At 60.4% G+C, this 25416-nt stretch carries 21 protein-coding genes, 1 tRNA gene and 1 riboswitch; of the genes, 14 read left to right on the plus strand and 8 right to left on the minus strand.

The genetic code is table 11. The features are described 5' to 3' along the window. Positions 1-96: 96 nt before the first annotated feature. Positions 97-954, plus strand: coding sequence for a ParB/Srx family N-terminal domain-containing protein (locus Q4577_RS07525; protein ID WP_303469110.1), 858 nt, complete (start codon positions 97-99; stop codon positions 952-954). Between the two features lie 746 nt (positions 955-1700). On the opposite strand, the gene Q4577_RS07530 is transcribed toward Q4577_RS07525, so the two are convergent. Beyond that, a complete protein-coding gene (locus tag Q4577_RS07530; RefSeq protein ID WP_303469112.1) occupies positions 1701-3308 on the minus strand; it encodes a hypothetical protein in 1608 nt (535 codons plus the stop codon). A gap of 464 nt (positions 3309-3772) precedes the next feature. Here Q4577_RS07530 and Q4577_RS07535 point away from each other — a divergent pair, with 464 nt between their 5' ends. After that, positions 3773-5698, plus strand: a complete 1926-nt coding sequence (locus Q4577_RS07535; protein WP_303469113.1) for a TonB-dependent receptor — start codon at positions 3773-3775, stop codon at positions 5696-5698. 57 nt (positions 5699-5755) lie between these two features. Here Q4577_RS07535 and Q4577_RS07540 read toward each other — a convergent pair whose 3' ends face one another. Further along, positions 5756-6052, minus strand: a complete 297-nt coding sequence (locus Q4577_RS07540; RefSeq protein WP_303469115.1) for a DUF2218 domain-containing protein — start codon at positions 6050-6052, stop codon at positions 5756-5758. Positions 6053-6189: 137 nt separating this feature from the next. Between Q4577_RS07540 and Q4577_RS07545 the strand changes: the two genes are divergently transcribed. From Q4577_RS07545 to Q4577_RS07560, 4 genes are read left to right on the plus strand one after another with little or no spacing between them, the layout of a single operon-like run. After that, positions 6190-7095 (plus strand): siderophore ABC transporter substrate-binding protein, encoded by a 906-nt coding sequence (locus Q4577_RS07545; RefSeq protein ID WP_303469116.1) that lies wholly within the window; start codon positions 6190-6192, stop codon positions 7093-7095. Between the two features lie 2 nt (positions 7096-7097). Further along, complete coding sequence (locus tag Q4577_RS07550; protein ID WP_303469118.1) at positions 7098-8036, plus strand: iron chelate uptake ABC transporter family permease subunit; 939 nt, start codon at positions 7098-7100, stop codon at positions 8034-8036. Beyond that, entirely contained in the window at positions 8029-8973 is a 945-nt protein-coding gene (locus tag Q4577_RS07555) for an iron chelate uptake ABC transporter family permease subunit (RefSeq protein ID WP_303469119.1), read from the plus strand. Before Q4577_RS07550 ends, Q4577_RS07555 begins: the two co-directional genes overlap by 8 nt. Beyond that, positions 8970-9725: an ABC transporter ATP-binding protein gene (locus Q4577_RS07560; RefSeq protein ID WP_303469120.1), complete on the plus strand. Its 756-nt coding sequence runs from the start codon at positions 8970-8972 to the stop codon at positions 9723-9725. Before Q4577_RS07555 ends, Q4577_RS07560 begins: the two co-directional genes overlap by 4 nt. Positions 9726-9895: 170 nt before the next feature. Here Q4577_RS07560 and Q4577_RS07565 read toward each other — a convergent pair. After that, positions 9896-9971 (minus strand) — tRNA-Lys (locus Q4577_RS07565). 104 nt (positions 9972-10075) lie between these two features. Here Q4577_RS07565 and dapF point away from each other — a divergent pair. From dapF to Q4577_RS07600, 7 genes are all read left to right on the plus strand, one after another. After that, positions 10076-10912, plus strand: a complete 837-nt coding sequence (gene dapF, locus Q4577_RS07570; protein ID WP_303469122.1) for a diaminopimelate epimerase — start codon at positions 10076-10078, stop codon at positions 10910-10912. Positions 10913-10932: 20 nt separating this feature from the next. After that, the gene (gene mtaB / locus Q4577_RS07575; protein ID WP_303469358.1) at positions 10933-12186 is read left to right on the plus strand and encodes a tRNA (N(6)-L-threonylcarbamoyladenosine(37)-C(2))-methylthiotransferase MtaB; all 1254 of its coding nucleotides are present in this window, start codon (positions 10933-10935) and stop codon (positions 12184-12186) included. A gap of 3 nt (positions 12187-12189) precedes the next feature. Further along, positions 12190-12819 (plus strand): FMN-binding negative transcriptional regulator, encoded by a 630-nt coding sequence (locus tag Q4577_RS07580; RefSeq protein WP_303469123.1) that lies wholly within the window; start codon positions 12190-12192, stop codon positions 12817-12819. Positions 12820-12902: 83 nt separating this feature from the next. Beyond that, positions 12903-13508 carry a glutathione S-transferase gene (locus Q4577_RS07585; RefSeq protein ID WP_303469125.1) on the plus strand — a complete coding sequence of 202 codons (606 nt, stop codon included), beginning with the start codon at positions 12903-12905 and terminating at the stop codon, positions 13506-13508. A gap of 316 nt (positions 13509-13824) precedes the next feature. Then, positions 13825-14385 carry a ubiquinol-cytochrome c reductase iron-sulfur subunit gene (gene petA / locus Q4577_RS07590; protein WP_244687996.1) on the plus strand — a complete coding sequence of 187 codons (561 nt, stop codon included), beginning with the start codon at positions 13825-13827 and terminating at the stop codon, positions 14383-14385. An 11-nt stretch (positions 14386-14396) separates the two neighbouring features. Further along, complete coding sequence (gene petB / locus Q4577_RS07595) at positions 14397-15746, plus strand: cytochrome b (protein WP_244687999.1); 1350 nt, start codon at positions 14397-14399, stop codon at positions 15744-15746. Between the two features lie 15 nt (positions 15747-15761). Further along, positions 15762-16562 (plus strand): cytochrome c1, encoded by an 801-nt coding sequence (locus tag Q4577_RS07600; protein WP_303469359.1) that lies wholly within the window; start codon positions 15762-15764, stop codon positions 16560-16562. A gap of 91 nt (positions 16563-16653) precedes the next feature. Here Q4577_RS07600 and Q4577_RS07605 read toward each other — a convergent pair whose 3' ends face one another. From Q4577_RS07605 to Q4577_RS07615, 3 genes are read right to left on the minus strand one after another with little or no spacing between them, the layout of a single operon-like run. Beyond that, positions 16654-17343 (minus strand): ATP-binding cassette domain-containing protein, encoded by a 690-nt coding sequence (locus Q4577_RS07605; protein WP_303469127.1) that lies wholly within the window; start codon positions 17341-17343, stop codon positions 16654-16656. Beyond that, positions 17336-18850: a thiamine/thiamine pyrophosphate ABC transporter permease ThiP gene (locus Q4577_RS07610; RefSeq protein ID WP_303469129.1), complete on the minus strand. Its 1515-nt coding sequence runs from the start codon at positions 18848-18850 to the stop codon at positions 17336-17338. Before Q4577_RS07610 ends, Q4577_RS07605 begins: the two co-directional genes overlap by 8 nt. Then, positions 18826-19809 carry a thiamine ABC transporter substrate binding subunit gene (locus Q4577_RS07615; RefSeq protein ID WP_303469360.1) on the minus strand — a complete coding sequence of 328 codons (984 nt, stop codon included), beginning with the start codon at positions 19807-19809 and terminating at the stop codon, positions 18826-18828. Before Q4577_RS07615 ends, Q4577_RS07610 begins: the two co-directional genes overlap by 25 nt. Positions 19810-19848: 39 nt before the next feature. Further along, positions 19849-19954, minus strand: a riboswitch (TPP riboswitch). 91 nt (positions 19955-20045) lie between these two features. On the opposite strand from Q4577_RS07615, the gene aroC reads away from it, so the two are divergent. Then, the gene (aroC, locus tag Q4577_RS07620; RefSeq protein WP_303469130.1) at positions 20046-21161 is read left to right on the plus strand and encodes a chorismate synthase; all 1116 of its coding nucleotides are present in this window, start codon (positions 20046-20048) and stop codon (positions 21159-21161) included. Between the two features lie 191 nt (positions 21162-21352). Here the strand turns inward: aroC and Q4577_RS07625 are convergent, their stop codons facing one another. After that, positions 21353-24094 (minus strand): [protein-PII] uridylyltransferase, encoded by a 2742-nt coding sequence (locus tag Q4577_RS07625; protein ID WP_303469131.1) that lies wholly within the window; start codon positions 24092-24094, stop codon positions 21353-21355. A gap of 37 nt (positions 24095-24131) precedes the next feature. Next, entirely contained in the window at positions 24132-25331 is a 1200-nt protein-coding gene (locus Q4577_RS07630) for a penicillin-binding protein activator (protein ID WP_303469132.1), read from the minus strand. Positions 25332-25416: the final 85 nt, after the last annotated feature.

A 25416-nucleotide genomic window follows, 5' to 3' on the forward strand; every position in this document is an offset into this window, starting at 1 on the left:
TCAGACGCGGAAGCCGAATACCCAGATTCAACCTGCAGACTCTCATTATGAATGAGGGACCAGCAGGGGGCAGGTCAGCGCTGAACACAGGCAAAGATGCGCCTGAAAACGGAGTTGCGCGAAGGCGCTTCCCCGACGCCCAAACGCCCCCGAACTCTGTCCTTGGGGGTGCTGACCCAAGAACCCCATGTGTTCCAAATGCGGACACTGGCAGGGAGCTTGCAGCGATTCGACGAAACGGTGGCCAAGCTTCTGAGCCTGTTGCGTCAAGGACGGCAGCTTGACCCTGTGCGAGTATGGTGGACCGGAAAGCGTTGGGTGCTGCTTGATGGGCATCACCGATTGGAAGCCTATCGCCAGTTTGCCGAAGCCAAACAGATACCAGAGGCCGCTTTCAAGGTTTCGGTTGCCGTGGTGGTGGCCGATACGGTGGATGATGCGGAACGCGCTGCACACGAGGATAACGCCAAGATTAGGAACGCGTCCGAAGACATTGACCGGCGCGACCTTGCTTGGAAGCTGACAGTGGAAGACCCGACGCGCAGTTATGGGTTTATCCAAGATCGGACCGGCGTGAGCAAGGGCACGGCGCAGAACATGCGGAAGGTGTACTTCAAGCTTAAGGACCGGCGATGGTCGGTGGCTGGGATGATGCAGGCCGGTTGGGCATATGCCCGGAAGGGCGCGGCAGATGAGAAACCGGATATGAGTGCAATGACGGAAGATGAACTTCTTGGCGTCATGCTGCGCGAAGCCGATTTCATCGAAGAACGGCTGCGGAAAACATTCGGGCAGAAATGGACAAAGAAATGGGATGCTTTTGCATTGCTGTTGTCGCAGCGGCACCCAATCTTCCTTAGAAGGATGCTCGATAGCCACTACTTCGAGATACCCGAGGAGATGGAACAGGACGACTTTGATGATGACATCGAAGACGAAGCAGTGAGCGCGTAGGTGTGGCCCTTGCGGCGATCCCTTCCAAGGGTTTGTTGGAGGGGATGGGGCGATAGTCGTTGGAGCCGAACGAACAATGAGCGGACGCCTTGCCAGTCTCCATGCGACCCCGGAATGGCAGTCCTCGGGAACCCGAAGAGAGTTCTTTCAGCGGTTGGACGTTGAGGCGCGGGATAACCGGCACGGTAAAAGCCCAGCCTTCGGGACCCTCATGGGGAAAACCAAGGGGTATACCTCATACATACCGTACAATTTATACAGCGATTATCGGTGCGGAACTCTGGAGCACAAGGCAAACGTTCCCGCCGCTTCCGTCTCTATCTGTTTTTTGCCCAGCCAAACCTGTATCCACATTTCTCTACACAAAGGGCAATTCGGGCGATAATATCCCTTTGATATCAACATGCAGGCGTGTGGTGTCGCTCCGTGTGGGGGCACCACTAAAACCATCCCAAGCAATTGCGTTACAGAAACCGGCCGTTAGGGATGTGTCCTATTGCATGCCTGATTTCCGCAAACCCAGCTCGAACATTTGTGCAGCAGCTGTGCGGGCATCGGCACAGCCGTTGGAAGCATCATTCTGACGTAGCGCAGGCATGCGCCTGGGGGCCGGGGGGCTTGGGAAGATTGAGTTTGCCAAAGTGCAGGGCGGGGGAAGGCGTCTTGTGGGCGGCGGGCCATCCCAAACCCAAGCGAAGCCCGCGGTCGCCTTGGCTTCGGAAATCGCGCGGAACATATCGTCAGGATCACTGCTGTTTTGGGCGCCCGGCTGTCACGGGTTCGTCGTCTGGGTCCGCATCGATTCGATCAACAACTTTCTTGAGTTGTCTGCCGACAAACCGGCTCGGGCGTGAGGTGGCGACCTTGTATCCCATTTCTGCCAGATCAACGGTCGCCTTGAGCGATCCGGTGATGGCAACGCCAATGCCCTCTTCGATGGCCTCTGCCTTGTCCATGCCTGCGCGATGTTGGTCGATGGCGTGGTTTATGCCGCGCAAAGAGGCGAGGATGCCAAGACCACCCAGCCCGCTCAGGACCGCGTCGGCGCCCGCATCGGCAACGTCGATGACAGTCCCGCCAAGGGCCAGAGAGGCGGCGGTATCCAGCTCTACATTGCTGATCCCGCCATCAATTGCGCCGGTTGCTTCGGCGACCTCACTTGTTGCGATCACGGGGATCGCCGGATCCACGCTTTCGATATAGGCCACGCTGTCGGTTGCCTTGATCTGATATGCCACGCCATCGACAACGATATCGGTGTCGGGCGTGTTGAAATGGGCGTGCAGGGTGCCGCCGGTGGCATCGGCGACATGGCTTTCGAACAGCGCACCCTTTGTCAGCGCAGTCAGGCCGACCAGACTTTCGCTGGGCATGGTCAGACATTGCAGCCAAATTTCGAAATCCGTCAGCCCGGCATAATTGCCATTCACCGAACGCAGCGCGTCAAAGACCGCGTTGGCCTGCGCGACATCATTCCAGGCCGACACCGGCAGCGACAGCGCGCCGAGCATGAGCGCATGCTGGGCCAGGGCGTCATCGTCAAACGGAACATTGCGTGCCTCGGGGATGGCAAGGGCCGCGCGGGCCTGAGAGGTGGCCAATCGTTCCTCGGCGCGGGCCTTGGCGCTGTCGAATTGGGATTCTGCTGTCTTGATCGCAGCGGCATTGCTTGCAAGGAAATACCGCACATCCGCCTCCAGCTTTTCGATATCACGATCCATTTTGCGATAGTCGGGATAATCGTAGTTCAGCTTCTGCCACCAGGACGCATCCTTGAGGATGTCTTCGACATCAAGTTCCAGCTGCCTTCTGCGCGCCTTGACGTATTTCAGGTTCTGCACAGCCGCATCCCGTGCTGACAGTTTGGGATGCGCGGCCCTGGATGCCGCGATCCGCGACAAGGCTCTTTTGCGCATTTTGGCAAATTGGTCTTTCAGGGCTTCGCCACGCCGTCTTTTGGTTTGTGCCTCTTTGGCCCGCTCCAGCTGCGCTTCAATCGCGGGGCGGTGATGGTGGATCAACGGCCCGAAAAGCGGGTGGTGGTCCAGTTCAGGCAGGTTGCGAAGCCCCGCAAGAATGACATCGGGGTCCGTTTCCTGCTGCAAGCTGTGCAATGCGTTTGCCAGATTGCGATGCCGTATTTGCCGCCTGCGCACATGAATCGCCCAGAATGCGGCGCAGAGCGTTCCGCCGACCAAGGCCGCGAAGGGCAGCAAGGCGCTGGAAGTGACGCCGGTGTCGAGGCTCGCGCGGGCGGCGGGCAACAGGAGCAGGGCGCCAAAACCGAACAAGGCGGCCAGAGTGACGGCGCGCCAGAGATGGCGGTTCAGGGTTTTACGGATCTCGTTAGTCATGGCTGTCCTTCACCCGGTCACGCAACAAACCGTCCAAGGCATGGCTGTGCACATGTCTTGTTCCAAAGAGGATGATTTGAGCCGGTTTCGGTGACGATCTGGCTGGCAACACGCGCTCAAACCTCTTGGTGACTGGTTGTTTTGACCATGACAGCATCGTCGTTGATTTCGCAATCCATCCGGCAAACAGATTTTGCATCAGTTGCTTGGATGGAACCCTTGCGGGCCATCTCTGGCGTGGTCCGCGTCTGGGAATGGCATGTTTCGGGGTGAGGGCGGTTTGACGCAATCTGCGAACAATGCTCCGGGCGCGCAATGCAATTCATGCTGCGCCATAGCGTAATTCTGTCTGCCTGACCTTGATCCTACAAAAATACTAAGGTATTTGCGGCCAAAATGATCGCAGCCAGACTACCGTTCCCTCATCGGTCACCAGCCACGTGAAAAACTGAAAAGGGAACAGAATGAACCATCTGAGATCACGCAGCGTGTTGCTGCTTGGAACCTGCCTCTGTGCTGGCACTGTTGCGGCCCAGGACGCCGATCCGCTTTTCCTTGGGACGTTGCGTATTGATCTGGCCGCGGCACAGAACCTGTTGGGCAATGACGAGATCACCGAAGAAGAGCTTGCCGATCGCAACCCATCGACCGTCAAGGACGTGTTTGTTGGCGAATCTTCGGTGTCGGTCAGCGGTGGCGCGGCGATGGCGCAAAAGGTCATGGTGAACGGGATCGAAGAAAGCCAATTGGCGGTCACCATCGACGGGGCACGTCAAAACAAGGGCGCCTTTCACCACACTGGCAACGTTCTGCTTGATCCCGCGTTGTTGAAGTCGGTCGCGGTCAGCGAGGGGCTGGCGCCAGCGGATGCGGGCCCCGGCGCGCTTGGCGGCGCATTGGCCTATACCACCAAAGACGCCGGCGACCTTCTTGCGCCGGATGACACCTTTGGCGGGCGGCTGTCGCTGACGACGGGCACCAATGGAACGGGGCTGCGCAGTTCGCTTGCGCTCTATGGTGTGACGGGCGGTTTTGACTGGCTGCTCAGCGGGACACTGCAAGAAGGCGACGACTACGAAGACGGCGATGGCGACCGCATCGACGGCACCGGCGCAGAGCTGTCGGATTATATGGTCAAGCTGGGCTTCACCACCGACACCGGCAAGCGGCTGGCCTTTTCCGCGTCCCAAACCGAAGACACCGGCCCGCGCGCATCGCAGGGGGGCTTCATTCGCTCGGATTTCGCCGGGTTGACCAGCCCCGCGCGCCCGACCGACATCATCGACGGCTATGCGCGCCGCAGCTCTTATACCTTGACCTATAGTGACACGCAGCCACAGGGCAATTTCGCGCCCTATCTGCAACTGACCTATAACGAGCAGGAAGTGGATGTTGGCGACGTCACCGGCGTGAACAAAAGCCTGTCAGGCACGGCCAAAAACGAATGGCAACTGGGCAATGGCACCGTGACCGCAGGTATGGATTTCTTTGACGAAACCGCCGAAGCAACCGAAGGGGCCGATGGCGCGGAAAGCCGCTTCAACCTTGGTCTTTTTGCACAGGCGCGCCAGGATTTGACCGACCGCATCTCGGTCAGCTACGGCGGACGATATGATTTCCAGCGTTTCGAGGGGGCTGACGGCAGCGATTTCGAAGAGGGCGGCGCAAGTGTGAACGCCGCTGTTGACGTTCTGTTGACGGACGGTCTGTCGCTGAACGCCGGGATCGCCTCGACCTGGGGCGGGTTCGCGCTGGGCGAGGCCGCCCTCGTGAACTATCGCACGGATTGGAACTATGATGGCTTCGCCTCGACGCGGGCGCATTCGGCGCGCATTGGTTTGCGCTATGACACCGGGCCCTGGGCCTTTGGCGGGGCTTTGTTCCATACTGAAATCAACGATGTATCCGCCATTTTGCCAAGCGGTGGCAATCGCGGTGCGTTGACCGACATGACGTCGCAGGGCTTTGACGGTTCGATCAGCTACACAGGCGCGCGGGGCTTTGCCAAGCTGAACTATACCTTTGCGGATGTGCAGCTGGACGACGATGAAATCGCCACCACGGCCTATTACTTTGGCCGTCCGATGGGGCATATCATTGCCTTGGAGGCCGGGTATGACCTGAGCGACGAATGGCGGATCGGCGGCAATGCCGAAGTCGCGCTGGAGAACAAGATCGGGTCGCTGGATCTTCCGGCCTATGAGGTCGCAAATGTCTTTGCCAGTTATGCGCCCACGGCGGTGGAGGGGCTGGAAATCCGGCTTGGCATCGACAACCTGTTCGACGCGACTTACGCCAGCCGAAGCAGCGACGGGCTGGATCTAAGCGCGATCGAGCCGTTGAATGAACCGGGGCGGACCTTCACCCTGACGGCCAGTTTGCAGTTCTAGGCCAAAATGACATGCTGACGGGCGGCCCCGGGTCGCCCGTTTTGCATTGTGTCGGGGTTAGGCGCTTTGCCACACCATGCCTTTGAAATCTTCGCGAAATGCGAATGTTTCAAGGTGGCTATCAATCACACTATGGGCGGCGGGCACGTCTTCGGGTTTGGACAGGGTGAACACAACCGTCAGCCCGGTCTCATCCGCCTGCATCTTTGCGGGGCCCATTGGAAAAGCCACGGTGCCGGTTTGGTGGTCATAATCCACATCAACCTTGTGCCCGAAATGCTTGCACAGTTGCTGGAGATATTTTGACCCGTTGGGGGTGGCGAACGTGCCGGTTTCAGTCACGGTCAAGGGCATGGCGGTTCATCCTGATTGTTTCTGTCAGATTAAGGCTTGCAGCCGATGAACGCAATCCGCTACACCCGCCGCAATACCGCGAAGCCATGCCAGACGGACCAGCCACGCGATTGCATCTGACCTTCAGGAGTGATTCCATGCGCATGACCCTACTTGGTGGCCTTTTGGGCGCCGCTCTCGCTGTTCCGGCCTTTGCCGATGATGTTTCCGTGCAAACCGCGACCGGCGCTGTGACGGTGCCGGCCAAGCCCGGAAAAATCGCGGTTTTTGATGTTGCAGCGGTCGATACCATCAACGCGCTTGGTCAGAAAATCGACGGGTTGCCGAACAAACTTTATGTCAAGCGGCTTGATCCGGTGATGGAGGCCGGTGCGGTGGTTGGCACGTTGTTCGAACCCGACTTCGAAGCGTTGGCAGTGATGCAGCCCGATCTGATTGTGGCCGGTGGCCGGTCGTCCGAACAGGTGGAAAACCTGTCCCAGATCGCGCCGACGATCGACATGACGATTTGGGGCGATGATATGCTGGATCAGGCGCATGCGCGGATCGCGGCCTATGGCGCGATTTTCGATGTCGAAGACAAGGCCGCCGCGCTGACCGAAGAGCTGAACGCCAAGCTTGCAGAAGCGCAACGCGCGGTCGAAGGCAAGGGCAAGGCGTTGATCCTGTTGACCAATGGCAGCAAGGTGTCGGCCTATGGCCGGGGCGGGCGGTTTGGCTGGCTGCACAGCGAAATCGGCATCGAAGAAGCGGCGCAAAACGTCGAGGCCGAAACCCACGGCGAGGCGGTTTCGTTTGAATTCGTCGCCGACATCAACCCCGATTGGTTGCTGGTGGTGGACCGGGGCGCCGCGATTGGCGCCGACAGTCAGGCCGCCGAGGCCACATTGGACAACCCGTTGATTGCCAAGACAACAGCGGCACAAAAGGGCCAGATCGTCTATCTTGATGCGGCGTCGCTTTATATTGCGTCGGGCGGTGCCGGGTCTGTCCTGCACACGCTGGACGAGGTGATCGCAGCCTTTGCTGGCGCGGACAGCTAATCTTGCGACTGTGGCCTTTGCTTATATGCGCGCTGATCGGGTTGAGCGGTCTCAGCCTGTTGATCGGCGCGGCGTCGTTGTCGGATGGGGATGGCGGCTGGCTTTTGATGGTCAGCCGGTTTCCCCGCACGGCGGCGGCGGTGTTGGCGGGGGCTGGGCTGGCACTGGCCGGGGTGGTGGTGCAACAGGTGGTGCAGAACCGTCTGGTCGAACCGGCCCTGACCGGCACGCCCGAGGCGGCGATGCTGGGATTGCTGGCGGTGACATTGATCGCGCCGGGCATGGCGATTGCGGGCAAGATGTTGGTGGCCGCCGCGGCGGCATTGGCGGGGATGGCCGGGTTTATCGCGCTGGCCAAACGGGTGCCGCGCAGTGACCCGATGCTGTTGCCGATTGTCGGGCTGGTCTATGGCGGCATTCTGGGTGCGATTGGCATCTGGGCCGCGTGGCTGACCGATTTGATGCAATACCTTGGCACATGGCAATTGGGCGAATTTTCCGGCGTGATGATCGGCCGGTACGAATGGCTCTGGGCGGTCGCGGGGATGGCTGTGCTGCTCTATGCGGTGGCGGATCGGATCACGATTTTGGGGCTGGGCGAGGCGCAGGCGCGTTCGCTGGGCCTGAACTATAAACAAACCCGCGCGCTGGGGTTGGTGATTGTGTCGGTGTTGACCGCATTGGTCATGGTGACGGTTGGGGCGTTTCCCTTTGTGGGACTGGTCGCGCCAAATCTGGTGTCGCGCTGGCGCGGCGACAACCTGCGCGCCAATTTGCCGTTGATTGCGCTTGGCGGCAGTGTGCTGGTGCTGGCGGCGGATGTGATTGGGCGGGTGATCCGCTATCCCTTTGAAATTCCGGCGGCGACGGTATTTGGCGTGTTTGGCGCATCGGTCTTCCTGTGGCTGCTTCACGCCGCGCCGAGGCGGGCCCATGGTTGACCGACATGTGGCGTGGTTGGCGCTGGCGCTTGTGGCGTTAAGCGCGGTTTTTTTGCTGTGGCACCTGCGCGCGCCTTATGGATTTATTTTGGAGCTGCGCGGCGCAAAACTGGCGGCGTTGATCTGTGTCGGGGCGGCGACGGGGGCGGCCACAATCCTGTTTCAGACGGTGGCGATGAACCGGTTGCTGACACCGGGGATCGTGGGGTTTGATGCGCTGTTTGTGCTTTTGCAGACGCTGTTGGTTGTGACCCTTGGCGGCGTTGGCGCGGCGCAGATCCCCGGCGCATTGCGGTTCGGGATCGAAGCGGCGGTGTTGATGGCGGCGGCGACCGCGCTGTTTGGCGTGTTGCTGCGCCGCGATGCCGGCGATGTGACCCGGATGATCCTGACCGGGGTGATCCTTGGGGTGTTGTTGCGCGGGCTGGCCTCGATGGTGCAGCGGATGATGGACCCGTCGGAATTTGCCGTGGTGCAACAGGCGATGTTTGCAAGCTTTGGCCGGGTGGACCTTGGCCAATTGATCGCGGCGGGGCTGGTGTTGATGGCGGCGATTGGCGCTGCGCTACGCATGGCACCGGCGCTGGATGTGGCCGGATTGGGCCGGGGCACGGCGCGGGGGCTGGGGCTGAACCATGATCGGGTGGTGCTGATGGCGCTGATGCTGGTGGCGGCGATGATTTCGGTCTCCACCGCGCTGGTCGGGCCGATCACGTTTCTGGGCCTTTTGGCGGCCAGTCTGGCGCGGCATCTGACCGACACCCACCGTCATATCGTGCTGATCCCGGCGGCGGCGCTGATTGGGGCGCTGATCCTTGTGACCGGGCAATTCGTGTTTGAACGCCTGCTGGGCAGCCAATCGGCGCTGGCGGTGGTGGTGGAATTCTTTGGCGGGCTGCTGTTCTTGTGGCTCGTCCTGCGCAGGAGACAGCTATGATCAAGGTTCGCGGGCTTGGCTATGGGGTCGGCGATACGGCGATCCTGCATGATGTGGACCTGACGCTTGCGCCGGGGGGGATCACCGCGTTGATCGGGCCGAACGGGGCGGGGAAATCATCGCTGCTGCATTGTATGGCGGGGCTGACAACGCCGACACAAGGCTGTGTCGAGATCGACGGCCTGGACCCGTTCACCGCCCGGGATGAGGCCCGTGCGCGTGCCGTGGCCCTGTTACAGCAAACGCCAGTGGTGGTCAGCCGCTTGCAGGTGCGCGAGCTGGTCAGTTTTGGCCGCTGGCCGCATCACCGCGGGCGACCGGGGCCCAAGGACATGGAAAAGATCGCAGAGGCCTTGGAGGCCTTTTCTCTGACGGATTTTGCTGAACGGCCCTTGGAAACCTTGTCTGGCGGCCAGCGTCAGCGCGCGTTTATTGCCATGACCTATGCACAGGATACGCCGTGGATGTTTCTGGACGAGCCGCTGAATGCGCTGGATCCACGCCATGCGCGCGATTTGATGGCGCGGTTGCATGGGCTGTCGCGCGGCCATGACCGCAGCATCGTGATAGTGATCCACGATATCAACGCGGCGGCGGGATGGGCCGATCGCATTGTTGCGATGAAAGACGGGCGCATCGTGGCACATGACGCCAGTGCCGCGCTGTTGACGCCCGAAACCCTGGGCGATGTATTTGATACCCCGTTCGAGGTGCTGCGCCACAAGGACAGGCCAGTGGTGATTGCGCGCTGATTGCGGGCAAAGACGCCGCCAGACCGCCATCAGGGCGGTCGCGTGCATGGTTTGTCCGCCAGCGGTCACCACATTTCAAAGGATTGCCCCGAAGGGCGAAATTGACGGCACCCTTTCAAAGGTGCGCTACACATCCATTCCCAAAACCATAAAGGCATCGGTGTTGAAAGTGGTGAGCCGTGATGGGTTCGAACCATCGACCTACTGATTAAAAGTCAGTTGCTCTACCAACTGAGCTAACGGCCCACTGGCGGCGTATCTAGAAAGACCGGCGGCGGGGGTCAACCCCGAAAACGCGAAAAAAAGCATGGGACTGGAATAAGTTTGGGCAGGGGCGTATATGCCGCCCTATGAGCAATGCGCAAAAAAACAATTGGCCGTTTATGAAGATGCACGGGTTGGGCAACGATTTTGTTGTCCTTGACGGGCGTGCGCGAACGGTCGACGTGACGCCGACGCTGGCCCAGGCGCTGGCGGATCGGCACCGTGGTGTCGGTTTCGATCAATTGGCGGTCATCCTGCCAAGTGGCGATGCTGATGCCGCTTTGATTTTCTATAATTCAGATGGGTCAACCTCGGCCGCATGTGGCAATGCCACGCGCTGTATTGCACGCCATCTGATGGAAGAGACCGGCAAGACAGAGCTGAGCCTGCAAACCAGCGACCGGGTGCTGTTGGCGCGCGATTCGGGGTGTGGGTTCACGGCGGTCAATATGGGCCACGCCCAGACCGAATGGCAGGATATCCCCCTGACAGAGGACGTGGACACGCTGCACCTGCCGATCGCGGGGGATCCGGTGGGCACTGGCATGGGCAACCCGCATTGCACGTTCTTTGTCGATGACGTGATGGCGGTCGACCTGGAGACCCGCGGTGCCGAAATGGAACATCACCCGTTGTTCCCGGAACGCACCAATGTGCAATTTGCCACGGTGACCGGCGAAAACGCCATGCGGATGCGGGTGTGGGAGCGGGGCGCTGGTGTGACGCTGGCCTCGGGCTCGTCCTCCTGTGCCACCGCAATGGCGGCCTATCGAAGGGGGCTGATCGGGCGCGAGGTGATGATAAAGCTGGATGGCGGTTTGATTCATGTCGAGATCTCGGATGAAGGTCTCTGGCTGACCGGACCGACCAGCCACGTGTTTTCCGGTACGCTGACCACACAATTTTTGGAAAGTCTGGAATGAACGCCCCGCACAAACCTGCGGTGAAGCCGCCGGTCTTTTCGACCATGGGCTGTCGCTTGAACGCTTATGAGACCGAGGCGATGAAGGAACTGGCCGCCGAGGCCGGTTTGCAGGGCGCGGTTGTGGTCAACACCTGTGCCGTCACAGCCGAAGCCGTGCGCAAGGCCCGCCAGGAAATTCGCAAACTGCGGCGTGACAATCCCGAGGCACGGCTGATCGTGACCGGATGCGCCGCCCAGACCGAGCCCGAAACCTTTGCCGCGATGGCAGAGGTCGATGCGGTGATTGGCAATACCGAAAAGATGATGCCAGAGACCTGGCAGGGGATGGCGGCCGATTTCGTCGGCGAGACAGAGAAGGTCATGGTCGACGACATCATGTCGGTCACCGAAACCGCCGGCCATCTGATCGACGGATTCGGGACGCGGTCCCGCGCTTATGTGCAGGTGCAGAACGGCTGTGACCATCGCTGTACCTTTTGCATCATTCCCTATGGTCGGGGCAATTCGCGGTCGGTGCCCGCCGGTGTGGTGGTGGACCAGATCAAGCGGCTGGTGGATCGCGGCTATCACGAGGTGGTGTTGACCGGGGTGGATTTGACGTCCTGGGGGGCTGACCTGCCGGCAACGCCGCGTTTGGGCGATCTGGTGCGGCGCATCCTCAAGCTGGTGCCGGATCTGTCGCGCCTGCGGATCTCGTCCATTGATTCGATAGAGGCCGATCCGGCGCTGATGGAGGCGATTGCCACCGAACCCCGGCTGATGCCGCATTTGCATCTGTCGTTGCAGGCCGGTGACGATATGATCCTGAAGCGGATGAAACGGCGGCACCTGCGCGATGATGCGATTGCGTTTTGCGAAGAGGCGCGCAAATTACGCCCGGACATGACCTATGGCGCCGATATCATTGCCGGTTTCCCGACCGAGACCGAAGCGATGTTCGACAATTCGCTGAAACTGGTCGAGGATTGCGGCCTGACCTGGCTGCATGTCTTTCCCTATAGCCCCCGTCCTGGCACCCCGGCGGCGCGGATGCCGCAGGTCAATGGCCGCGCGATCAAGGACCGCGCTGCGCGGCTGCGGGCTGCGGGCGACTTGCGCGTGGCGCAGCATCTTGGTGCCCAGCAGGGCCGCAGCCATAAGATCCTGATGGAAAATCCCAATATGGGCCGTACTGAACAATTTGCCGAAGTCCGCTTTGCCGCGCCCCAGCCAGAAGGCCAGATCGTGACAGCGACGATTGCCGGCTTTGATGGCCACCAATTGGTGGTCTGAGGAATGCACCCAAATCCGATTTTCCGTGGCGAAGCTACGGAGCGTAACCTGGGCTTTGCGCGCGAGCGGGGCTTTGGAATGCTGGCTGTTGGCGCGGCGGATGCTGCGCCGATGCTCAGCCATGTGCCGTTCCTGTTGGCCGAAGATGGCGCCGAGGCCGAACTGCACCTTGTTCGCTCAAACCCCATTGCGCGGGCCTGCAAGGCGGCAATGCCCGCCCGGATCGCCGTCAACGGGCCGGATTCCTATATCTCGCCCGATTGGTACGGGGTCGAGGATCAGGTGCCGACCTGGAACTATGTGGCGGTGCATCTGGTCGGGCGGCTGGAGCCGCTGCCGCCGGACCGGCTGTGGGACATCCTGAACCGGCAATCGGCGCTGTTCGAAGAGCGGCTGTTGCCCAAACCACCCTGGTCGACGGACAAGATGACACCAGAGGTGCTGGACCGGATGATGCGCATGATCGCGCCGTTCCGGTTTGTGGTGGATAAGATAGATGGCACATGGAAACTGGGCCAGAACAAAACCGATGCCGTGCGCGACAGGGCGGCGGGGGGGGTGGCGGCCTATGGTCAGGGGCAGGAAATTGCCACGCTGTCCGCATTGATGTGGGGCGTGGACAAGGACGCCTAAGGTGCTAGGCTGCGGCCGAATGATATATGTTCCAATGCTGGCTGCCATTTGCAACTGGCTGAAATCAGACCGGGAAATTCCACATGAAATTGTTGATGGCTGGCACGTCACCCTTTGTCCGCAAGGTTATGGTGACATTGCACGAAACCGATCAGGTGAACGCGGTAGAATACGAGGCGGTTGTCGCCGCGCCCGCCGGGCCGTCCGCCGAATTGATCGCCGCCAATCCGGTGGGCAAGATCCCGGCGCTGGTGCGTCCGGATGCGCCGACACTTTACGACAGCCGGGTGATTTGCCGGTTCCTGGATTCGCGGGTTAATGGCGGCCTGTATCCGCAGCAGCGCCAATGGGACACTCTGACGCTTGAGGCGACGGGGGATGCGATCATGGATGCGGCGGTGCTGATGGTCTATGAAATTCGGTTCCGCGACGAAGCCCAGCAATCACAGGATTGGATCGAGGCGCAATGGACCAAGGTTGATCGCGCCCTTTCGGCGTTGAACACCCGCTGGATCAGCCATTTGCACGGTCCGTTGGATATGGGACAGATTTCGGTGGCCTGCGCCTTGTCCTATCTGGATTTTCGCCATGACGCGCGCAGCTGGCGCACCGAGTATACCGCATTGGCGGATTGGCATGCGGCCTTTTGCCAGCGTCCCTCAATGATGGCGACCACCCCCAAGGGGTGACACCCGATCCGACAGATCCGGGGGCGGTCCGCCGCCAAAGATTCGCGTTGCGCGGCGGCAAAGGCCGCCGCCCGGCAATAATTCCGCAGCATCGGCCAGCGAAAAATGCCGAAATCTGCCGCATTGGGCATTCGACCGGTTGATTTCAACGTGTTTTTGGCGCGACATTACGGCGCGATGGGGCCTGCGCTCTTTTGAACGCTGGACGCCCAATTGGCACGGCGCTAAACACCGCACCGGAGAGCTGTGTTTTCCTATGGGAAGGCATGGACGGGAATTTACAGCCAGACTACTGGCGCTGAAATGGAGATCACTCGTGTCCCACGCAGACGATCACGAAGGCACCCGCAGAGATTTTCTCTACTACGCCACCGCAGGGGCGGGGGCCGTAGCCGCAGGTGCTGCGGTATGGCCATTGGTCAACCAAATGAATCCTTCCGCCGATGTGCGCGCGCTCAGCTCGATCCGGGTTGATGTGTCGGGCGTAGAGGTCGGAACCCAGCTGACGGTCAAATGGCTGGGCAAGCCGGTGTTCATTCGCCGCCGTACCGAAGACGAGATTGCCGAAGGCGAAGCTGTCGAGATGAGCCAGCTGATTGATACCTCGGCCCGCAACCCGAACAAGGGCGAAGTGGACGCGACCGACGCGAACCGCACCATGGACGACGCGCATGAATGGCTGGTGATGATGGGTGTTTGTACCCACCTCGGCTGTGTGCCTTTGGGTGACGGCGCTGGCGATTTCGGCGGTTGGTTCTGCCCTTGCCACGGTTCGCACTACGACACCGCAGGGCGCATTCGCAAGGGTCCGGCACCGGAAAACCTGCATGTGCCGCCCGCCGTCTTTGAAGACGACACAACAATCAAACTGGGTTAAGGAGCGGACATATGGCTGGTATTCCTCACGACCATTACGAACCGAAATCCGGTATCGAAAAATGGGTTCACACCCGTCTGCCCATTGTTGGGCTGATGTATGATACCCTGATGATCCCGACGCCCAAGAACCTGAACTGGATGTGGATCTGGGGCATTATCCTGACATTCTGTCTGGCGCTGCAAATCGTCACCGGCATCATTCTGGTGATGCATTACACGCCGCATGTAGATCTGGCCTTTGCTTCGATCGAACATATCATGCGCAACGTGAATGGCGGCCATTTCATCCGCTATCTGCACATGAACGGCGCGTCGCTGTTCTTTATCGCGGTTTATCTGCACATCTTCCGCGGGCTTTACTATGGTTCGTACAAGGCACCGCGCGAAATCACATGGATCATCGGCATGTTGATCTATCTGTTGATGATGGCGACCGGCTTCCTTGGGTATGTGTTGCCTTGGGGTCAGATGTCGTTCTGGGGTGCTACGGTGATTACCGGCCTGTTTGGCGCGATCCCCTTCATTGGTGAACCGATCCAGACTTGGCTGCTGGGCGGACCGGCGGTGGACAATGCCACGCTGAACCGCTTCTTCTCGCTGCACTATCTGCTGCCTTTCGTCATTGCGGCGCTGGTTGCGGTGCATATCTGGGCCTTCCACACCACCGGCAACAACAACCCAACAGGGGTTGAGGTGCGCCGCACGTCGAAAGCCGAAGCCGAAAAAGACACCGTGCCGTTCTGGCCCTATTTCGTGATCAAGGATGTCTTTGCCCTGGCGGTGATCCTGGTGGTGTTCTTTGCCATCGTCGGTTTCATGCCGAACTATCTGGGCCACCCGGACAACTATATCGAAGCCAACCCGCTGGTGACGCCCGCGCATATCGTGCCGGAATGGTATTACCTGCCGTTCTACGCAATCCTGCGTGCCTTCACCTCTGAGGTGTGGGTCGTGCAATTCGCCAGCTTTGTGACCGGCGGTATCGTCGACGCGAAATTCTTTGGTGTGTTGGCAATGTTTGGGGCGATCGGTGTGATGGCGGTCGTGCCGTGGCTCGATACCTCGTCTGTGCGGTCGGGCAAATACCGTCCGATGTTCAAATGGTGGTTCTGGCTGTTGGCGATCGACTTTGTCGCGCTGATGTGGCTGGGTGCCATGCCCGCAGAAGAGCCTTATGCAACCTTCTCGTTGATTGCCGCGGCCTATTGGTTTGCCTACTTCCTGGTGATTCTGCCGCTTCTGGGTGTGATCGAGAAACCGCAAACCCCGCCAGAGACCATCGAAGCCGACTTCAATGCCAAAATGGCCAAGAAGGCCGCCAAGGCTGCTGGTCGTAAATCCCAGCAACCGGCTGAGTAAGAGGACGAGAGAATGATGATCAAGCAACTCACCCTCTCCGCGGTAGCGGCGCTGGCAATCGGAACTTCGGCGGCCCTGGCCGCCGGCGACGAAGGGCATATCCACGACGTGGATTTCTCTTTCGAAGGGCCTTTTGGTGCTTTTGACCAAATGCAGCTGCAACGCGGGCTTCAGGTCTATACCGAGGTCTGTTCTGCCTGCCACGGTTTGCAATATGTGCCGATCCGCACGCTGGCCGACGAAGGTGGCCCGCAACTGCCGGAAGATCAGGTGCGCGCCTATGCGTCCCAGAACTTTGAAGTTTTCGATGCCGCGCTGGACGATTATCGCCCGGCGGCGGAAACCGACAACTTCCCGAAAAACACGGCTGCGGGTGCACCGGATCTGTCGATGATGGCCAAGGCCCGCGCCGGGTTCCACGGTCCTTATGGCACCGGTCTGAGCCAGCTGTTCAACGGCATGGGCGGACCAGAGTACATCACCTCGCTTCTGACCGGCTACACCGGCGAAGAGAAGACCGAGGCAGGTGTGACGCTGTACGAAAACACCGCTTTTCCGGGCGGCTGGATTTCGATGGCACCGCCGCTTGATGACGATCTGGTGGAATTTGCCGATGGCCACTCCGCCGATCTGCACCACCTTGCCGAAGATGTGTCCGCCTTCCTGATGTGGACGGCAGAGCCGAAGATGATGGCGCGCAAACAGGCCGGTCTGACCGGTGTTCTGTTCCTGGTGCTGTTGTCGGTGCTGCTCTATCTGACCAACAAACGCATCTGGGCGCCGATCAAGAAACAGGCCAAACTGGCTGCAAAGTAAACGGATGGTTTGAGCGCAAGCTCAGCCTGAAGAACGTAAAAAGCCCCGTTTTGGCGGGGCTTTTTCTTTGGCATCAGGTCAAAGGTCCAGATCAAACGCCCAGATAGGCGCGCAATTCCGGCGGTGGATCGGCAAAAAGCCGGTCGGTGGATTGCGGCGGGAAAAGCTGGCCTTCGGCGACCAGCGCGACCTGATCTGCGACCCGCTTGGCGTCTTCGGGGGCGTGGCTGACCATCAGAACCGTGATTCCCGCATCCGACGCCAATTGCGCCACCAGGTCGAGCATCTCTGCCCGCAATGCCGGGCCAAGCGCCGAAAACGGCTCGTCCAGCATCATCAGGGGGCGGTCCTGTAAAAGAACGCGCGCCAGTGCCGCGCGGCTTTGCTGTCCGCCGGACAGTGCGGCGGGCTTTCTTGTGCCCATGTCGGCCAACCCGACCTGCGCCAAAGCGGCGTTGATCCGTTCCGTTTGGGCGGGGGTGGGCCGTTTGGTGGTCAACGCCAGTGCCAGATTGGCGGCAATGGTCAGATGCGGGAACAGGTTGTTGTCCTGAAACAGAATGCTGACCGGGCGTTTGGCCGGCGCCAACCCATCCAGCGGGCGATTGTCCCAAAGGATCTGGCCACGACTTGGCGGTAGAAAACCGGCGATCATGTTCAGAATCGTGGATTTTCCTGCCCCGCTTGGGCCGATCAGGGCGGTGAACCGTCCCTTGAATTCTGCATTGGCGGCGAGGTGATAGCCCTCCAGGTGCAGGGTGATGTCACGCAGTTCAAGCATTGGCTCGTCCGCCCTTGTCAAAGATCCAGAACAGCCCGAGGCTCATCATCAGCAGCAACAGCGCCGCGCCCTGTGCCGCCTCGATCCGATAGGCCGCCATCAGCTGATAGAGTTGAAAGGGCAAAGTGGCATGTTCACCATCGGCAAACAGGGCGATCACCCCAAGATCCCCCATGGAAAGCGCCGCGGTCAGACCGGCAGCAAAGCCCAAGGGGCGGCGCAGGCGCGGCAACAGCACGATGCGCCATAGCGCCCAGCCGGTGATCCCAAGCGTCGCAGCCAATCTACCGTAATCCTCTCGGGCGGCGTCCAGCTCTGGCCGCAGGATACGCAATACAAAGGGCAGCGCCATAAGTGCATTGACCAGCAATGTGACTGGCAATGCGACCTCTGCCGGGCGCACGAAGGGTTGCACCAAAAGAAAAAGCCCCGTGCCCAGCACCAATCCCGACACGGCGACCCCCAATAACCCGGCCAGCTCACCCAGTTTGGTGGCCAGCGGCAGGGCCAAAAGGATCGTCAATGCGGTCGCGCCGAGCGCAACGCTCAGCGATCGTAACGCAGACGACCATACATCCGCAGACAGCGCAAAAAGCCCCGGCAGGCCGGACAGAATGATCATGGCAAGCGGTGTCAAAAGGAACAGCGCCGCAAAGCCGATCCAAAAGAAATCGACGATCCGCACCACACGGCCGCGCCCATCCCAGCGCTGCGGCACCCGGTCCAGCCCGGCGCCCAACCCATCGGGCGGCGACAGCGCGAACAGGGCCAATGCGGCGGCCATGCCCATGGCCAGTTGAACCAGCGCCAGGGTCGCGGTCTTGCCCAAATCGAAATCGAATTTGAACGCCTGATAGATCGCCAGTTCCACGGTTGTGGCCTTTGGCCCGCCGCCAAGCGTCAGCGCCACGGCAAACGACGTCAGGCAAATCACGAAGATCACCGCAAAAGCCCCCGGCGCGATCCGCGCCAGCATCGGGCGTTCCAGCACCCGGCCCATCGGCGCATCAAGCGATGCGGCCAGGCGAAACCGCTCTGCCGGGATCGCCAGCCAGCCCTGTAAAATCAAACGTGTGGCCAGCGGCAGGTTGAAAAACACATGCGCCAGAATCACGCCGTGATAGCCGTAAATATCAATGCGCGGCAGGCCCAGCCAGCCGCCGATCTGGTTCACCAGACCATTGCCGCCAAAAACCGCCAACAAGCCCAGAACCGCGACAATCACCGGCAGGATAAACGGCGCGCCAAGCAGGGCGATCAATGCGCCGCGCCCGGGAAACTGTTGCCGCGACAGGGCGCGGGCCACCGGAATGGCCAGAACGACGCTCACCGCCGCAGACAGCGCCGCCTGCCAGATCGTGAACCACAGGGCGGCATATTCCGGAGTGCCAAGGCCGCCAAGGCCACCGGCACGCATAATCACCGCAACCACGGGGCCGATCACCAGCCCCGCAGCCAAAAGCGCCCAAACGAAAGGCAGCGTTACTGCGAAAGCGCGCTGCGCCATGCTTCGATCGCTGTATCCCGCAGCGAGGCCGCTTCATCTTCTGAATAGAACAGAACCTTTTCCGGCATCGGCAGTTCGCGGAACCCTTCGGGCCATTTTTCGACCGGAAGCGCCGCAGGCAATGACCAGTTCGAGGTCGGGATCATCGACTGGAATTCCTCGGTCAGGATGAACTGCATGAATTGATCGGCCAGATCGGGGTTGTCCGTGCCGGCCAGCTTCGCCACCAGTTCGACCATGAAGTAATGCCCTTCGGGGAAAATCGCCGCCGATTTGGTCAGGTCTTCTTCGGCAATGATGTGATAGGCGGGGGATGTGGTGTAGCTGAGCACCATGTCGGCCTCACCATCGGTGAAAAGCCCGTAGCTCTCTGACCAGCCTTTGGTCACTGTCACGATTTTCGGCGCGAGCTTTTCCCAGGCTGCCTTGGCCCCGTCGCCATAGACGGCCTGCACCCAAAGCACGAGCGCCAGCCCGGAAATCGACGACCGCGGGTCCTGGATCACCAGCCGGAGGTCATCCGGCGCGTCAAGCAGCGCCTCGAACGAGGCTGGCGGGGTGTCGATCAGTTCGTTGTTATAGATGAACGCCGTGTGGCCATAGTTGAACGGCAGAAAGATCTCATCCGTCCAGTCCACCGGCAGGGTCAATGCCGACATGTCGGCGCCATGTGGGGCAAACAGCCCGCTGTCGCGCGCCTTTTTGGTGATGTCGGATGTCAGACCGATCACAACGTCGGCTTCTGTGCGCTCGCCCTCCAACAGGATGCGAGGCAGAAGATCGCCGGTCTTGTATTGCAGATCACAGTCGCAACGGGCCTCAAACGCGGCTTCGATCCCGGGGCCAGGGCCCCATTCGGAATTGAAATAATCGCCTGCGTATACTGTCAAAACGGGGGTATCCGCCGCGGCCACGGTGGCCGAAGCTGCAACAAGTCCCGCAACGATGGTGCGTCCCAGCATGGGTCTCTCCAAATGTTGTGGGCGGAGTAGGGGCATGCTTGCGCAATCGACCTTCCCTCCGCCGGTTCTAGCCGGTTCAGGTTCAACGGGTTCGCATGTGCATCTCAGCTGGTCATATGGATCAGCACCCCGAGGTGAGGCCATTTCTAGGGCTTTGCCCTATGCGCCACAAGCCAATTGTGCTTGAGACCCGGCCAGTGGCGGCTTAGACGAAAGGAAATGGAGGGTTTGTCATGAGCTATAACACCTTTGGCCGCATGTTCCGTGTCACCACCTGGGGCGAAAGCCACGGACCGGGATTGGGCGCGACCGTTGATGGCTGCCCCCCGGGCATGGAGATTGATGCAGAGTTCCTGCAAATCTGGTTGGACAAACGCAAGCCGGGCCAGAACAAGAACACCACCCAGCGCAAGGAGCCGGACGCGGTCGAGATCCTGTCGGGGGTGTTCGAAGGCAAATCCACCGGCACGCCGATCCAGTTGATGATCCGCAATACCGATCAGCGGTCCAAGGATTACGGCGATATTGTTGAAAAATTCCGCCCCGGTCATGCCGATATCACCTATTGGCAGAAATACGGCATCCGCGATTATCGCGGCGGTGGGCGGTCGTCGGCGCGCGAAACCGCAGCACGGGTTGCGGCCGGTGGCGTGGCGCGGGCCGTGCTGGCGCAGATGCTGCCGGGGCTGAAGATCACCGGCTATATGGTGCAGATGGGCGAAAAGCACATTGATCGGTCGCGCTTTGACTGGGACGAAATTGGGCGCAACGATTTCTGGGTGCCCGATGCGGCGGCGGTGCCGGAATGGGATGCCTATCTTGGGCATTTGCGCAAAGATGCCCATAATTCGGTGGGCGCGGTGATCGAAGTCGTCGCACAGGGCGCGCCCGCGGGTCTTGGCGCGCCGGTCTATGGCAAGCTGGACACCGATCTGGCCACGGCGATGATGTCGATCAACGCGGTCAAAGCGGTGGAAATTGGCGACGGCATGGCGACGGCGGCGCTGACCGGGTCGGAAAACGCCGACGAGATTTTCATGGGGCCGGATGGGCCGGTCTATTCCTCGAACCACGCGGGTGGTATCCTTGGTGGGATTTCCACCGGGCAGGATGTGGTGGTGCGTTTCGCGGTCAAGCCGACGTCGTCGATCCTGACCACGCGCAAGACAATCACCAAATCCGGCGAAGAGACCGAGATCATCACCAAAGGCCGCCACGATCCTTGTGTCGGTATTCGCGCGGTGCCGGTGGGCGAAGCGATGATGGCCTGTGTGTTGCTGGATCATATCCTGATGCATCGCGGCCAGATGGGCGGCGACGTGGGAGAGACATTGGGACGGATCGGTTAACGGGCCCGGATTTCGCCACGCCTTCGCGTGTCGACAGGTTTGGGGGCCTGCCCCCAAATCACAGGATAGATGGGGTGCCAGCCCCCCAAACCCCCCGGGATATTTAAGGTCAGATGAAAGACACGGGTTTGAACCGGGGGCAGCCGGGGAAGGCGCGCGGTTTCGCGTTTTGGTTGACGTGATTGCCCGCTTCAGGACCGTGCCCGTTCGGCCCCTTTTTCAATCGCGTCGCGCAATTTGTTTTCCAGCGACTTTTGTTTGGTGGGCGAGTGGAATTTCAGCCCGAACATGTCTTTGACGTAGAAGCTGTCCACCACCTGTTCGCCGTAAGTCGCAATCACCGCCGATGAAATATAGACATTGGCATTGGCCAATGTGCGGGTCAGGTCGAACAACAGGCCGGGGCGGTCGCGGGTGTCGACCTCGATGATTGTGTAGATTTCCGAGCCATCGTTATCAAAGGTGATATGTGTTGGCACCCGGAAGGCGCGTTCGCGTTTCTTGATCTTGTCGCGGGATTTTATGGCTTCGCGCGCCTTGACCTCGCCCTGAAGGGTTTTCTGGATCATGGATTGCAGGCGCGGTAGTTTGCTGGCTTCATAGGGGGAGCCTTCGGCATCCTGAATCCAGAAGGCCGCCGTGGCAAAGCCGTCCTTGGTGGTAAATGTCCGGGCATCCACCACATTCGCCCCGACCAGAGACAGCGCGCCACACATGCGGCTGAAGATACCGGGATGGTCGGCCATGGCAAAGCATACCCGGGTGGCGTCACGGTCTTCGTCGGGGTGCAGGTCGATGGCAATTGCAGCATCGCCAAGATCACGCAACAGATTGGCAAAGGCCAGATGGGCCGTCACATGCAGGCCCTGCCAATAAGGCGGGTAGTGGCGCGCTGTTTCTGCCCGCAGGTCCTTGACCGGCCAATCCTTGAGCGTTTGGCGCAGCAGCTTCTTGGCCTCGGCCCCGCGGTTTTCGCGGTTCAGCGCCTCCATTCCGCCCTCAAGCGCGCGGCGGGTCTGGCGGTACAGCGCCCGCAGCAGGGCCGCTTTCCAGTTGTTCCAGGTGTTGGGCCCGACGCCGCGAATGTCACAGACCGTCAGCACACAGAGCAGGTTCAGCCGTTCCACGGTTTTCACCGCCTTGGCGAAATCGCGCACGGTGCGTGGATCGGCAATGTCGCGTTTCTGGGCCATGTCGGACATCAAAAGGTGATAGCGCACCAGCCATTCGACGGTTTCGCATTCCTTCTTGTTCAATCCCAGCCGTGGCGCCACCGTGCGGGCAATACGCGCCCCCAGGATCGAGTGGTCTTCGTCCCGCCCCTTGCCAATGTCATGCAGCAGAAGCGCGACAAACAGGACCTTTCGGTCAATGCCGGATTCGATGATGTCGGTTGATACAGGAAGCTCTTCGCCCAGCTCGCCGCGTTCGATTTCCGCCAGATGGTGGATCACCTGGATCGTGTGTTCGTCGACCGTGTAATGATGGTACATATTGAATTGCATCATGGCGACGATGGTCTTGAACTCTGGCAGGAAGGCCCCGAGCACGCCCAATTCGTTCATCCGCCGCAGGGCGCGTTCCGGGTTGCCATGACGTAGCAGCAGATCGAGGAACAGTTTCGCCGCCGCCGGATTGCGGCGCATGTCGTCGTCAATCAGATGCAGGTTCGCCTTGACCAATCGCATGGCATCGGGATGGATCAGCAATTCGCTGCGCAGGCCTTCTTCGAACAGGCGCAGGATGTTCAGCTTGTCTGCCAGAAATGCCGTGTCATCAACAATTGCCAACCGACCGTGGATCACCGAATAGCCTGCCTTGACCCGGCGTTGGCGGCGAAAGAAACGGTCGATCAGCGGCGGGCCCTTGGTGTGGTCGGCCTCTAGCGAGGTCAGGAAGATGCGGGTCAGGTCGCCCACTTCGGTGGCGTGCAGGAAGTAATCCTGCATGAAATGTTCGACCGCGCGTCGCCCGCCCTTGTCGACATAGCCCATGGCGGATGCGACCTCGACCTGGAGATCGAACGCCAGCTGTTCCTGCGGCCGGTTTGACACCAGATGCAAATGACAGCGGGTCGCCCAAAGAAAATTTTCCGCCCGCACAAAGGTTTCGTATTCTTCGGGGCGAAACACCCCAAGGTCCACCAGCTCGCTCGAGTGGTCGACGTGGTGCACATATTTGGCAATCCAATACAGGGATTGCAGGTCGCGCAGCCCGCCTTTGCCTTCTTTGATATTGGGTTCGACCATATAGCGTTGGCCGCCCTGCTTCTTGTGGCGGTCGTCGCGCTCTTCGAGCTTGGCCTCGACAAATTCCCGTTCGCTGCCCTGAAACAGGTCTTTTTGCAGTTTGGTGTCCAGATCCCGCGCAAGCCGTTTGTCGCCCGCCAACAGCCGGTGTTCCAGCAAAGCGGTGCGAATGGTGAAATCTTCGCCGCCGAGGCGAATGCAATCGCGCACCGTGCGTGACGCATGGCCAACCTTCAGCCGCAGATCCCACAGGATGTAGAGCATGGATTCAATCACGCTCTCGGACCAGGGGGTGATCTTGTGGGGTGTCAGAAACAACAGGTCCACATCGGAAAACGGCGCCATTTCCCCGCGGCCATAGCCGCCCACCGCAATCAACGACAGCCGTTCACCGGCGGTGGGATTGGACAGCGGATGCAGCATTTCGGTCGCGACCCGCCATGCGGTCAGCACCAGTTGGTCGGTCAACCAGGTATAGGTGCGTTTGGCGGATTCAGCGGCCAGTGGGTTGGCACGAAACGCGGCGGCGATGGTTTCCATCCCGGCCTTGCGCGCGTCCAGCAGGTGTTTCACCAGAAGCTTGCGGAATTCGCCCGGCCGATCACGGTCAAACTGGGCGATCAAGGTTTCGACCGCGGCAGAGTCAAAGATCTCTGCCGCGGGGCATATCAGAATATCGGTCAATTCGGTCTTTCGTGCAGCGTTAGACTTTTGGGCGGCTTTAGAAGCCTGCTCCGCCAAATGCTTTGGGGGCTGGGTCAAGAATTACCACCTTGTTGCCGCGCACAGAGGCCACCGCCAGCGCGCGTTCATTCGTGCCGTCGGGCCGCAGACGGAACACCCCGCCAACCCCCTGGAAACCGGCGGTTTGCGTCAATGCGCCACGTGTCAGCGCGTCGGATTTGCCCTGGGCGACCAAGGCACCAATTGCAGCGATCCCGTCAAAGGCCAATCCGGCCAGCGGATGCGGGGATGTGCCATAAGCGCCCTGATACCGGCTGTTGAAACTTGCGGTGCGCGCCTGATCCGGCAGGGCAAACCAGCCGCCCTGAACACCAGGCAACGCCAGGGTCTGGGGGGGGACATCCCACCGCGCCAGGCCGATATACTGCGTAGTGTCTGGCGCAATGCCGTTCTCTGGCAGCAATTGCACCAGAAGCGGCAAGGCCCCGGCGGCATTGGATGTCAGGAACACCGCGTCCGATTGCCGTGCGGCGGCGGCGATACGGGGCATCGCATTCAGCACGCCGGCCTGGGAAAATTCAAAAGATTCCGCCGCAGTCACGCGCAGGCCGTTTGTACCGGCAGCGGATTCAATCGCCGCTTTGCCGAACTGGCCTTCGACGTTGTTGGGGTACACAATTGCGACGGTGGATTTGCCGTTGCGTGCAGCATAGCCCAACAGGCGATTGGCCGTATTGCGGAATGTGGGGCCCAGAACAAATACGTTGCCCCCGGCGATCGACGGGTTGTTGGAAAAGCTCAGCACATTCACGTTGTCATCAGACACGGCAACGCCGACCGCATTGGCCGCCTCGCCGAACAGAGGGCCAAGGATGATTTTCGCCCCTTCGTCGACGGCCTTTTGCGCCTGGGCTGCGGCCTGACCTGCGTTGCCGGCCGTGTCGTAAACCCGCAGATCAATGCGCACCCCGTCAAGATCGGCAACAGCAAGGCGCGCCGCGTTTTCCAGTGCCTGCGCCACGCCGCTGGCCCCGGCGTCGCTTTTGGGCAGCAACAGCGCCACAGGCACCGGGTTATCGGTGTTGATCCGCTGACCGGTGTTGTCACCCGCGCCGACACCGCCAAATTGGATCGGTTCACAGGCGGCGAGTGCAAGAACGCCAAAGCTGGCGACAGCCAGGCGCAAAATCCGGGGCAGACGCAACCGCTTGCGGGCGGCGGACAAAACGGCAAACATGGGCATCTCACTTCGTGGTTTGACGACACGGCGGTGACCGTGTGATTTGATGCGATAATAAACACAGAGCGGAGCGGGTCCAGTG

It is taken from the genome of Marinovum sp. 2_MG-2023, assembly GCF_030548265.1.
Classification (GTDB): domain Bacteria; phylum Pseudomonadota; class Alphaproteobacteria; order Rhodobacterales; family Rhodobacteraceae; genus Marinovum.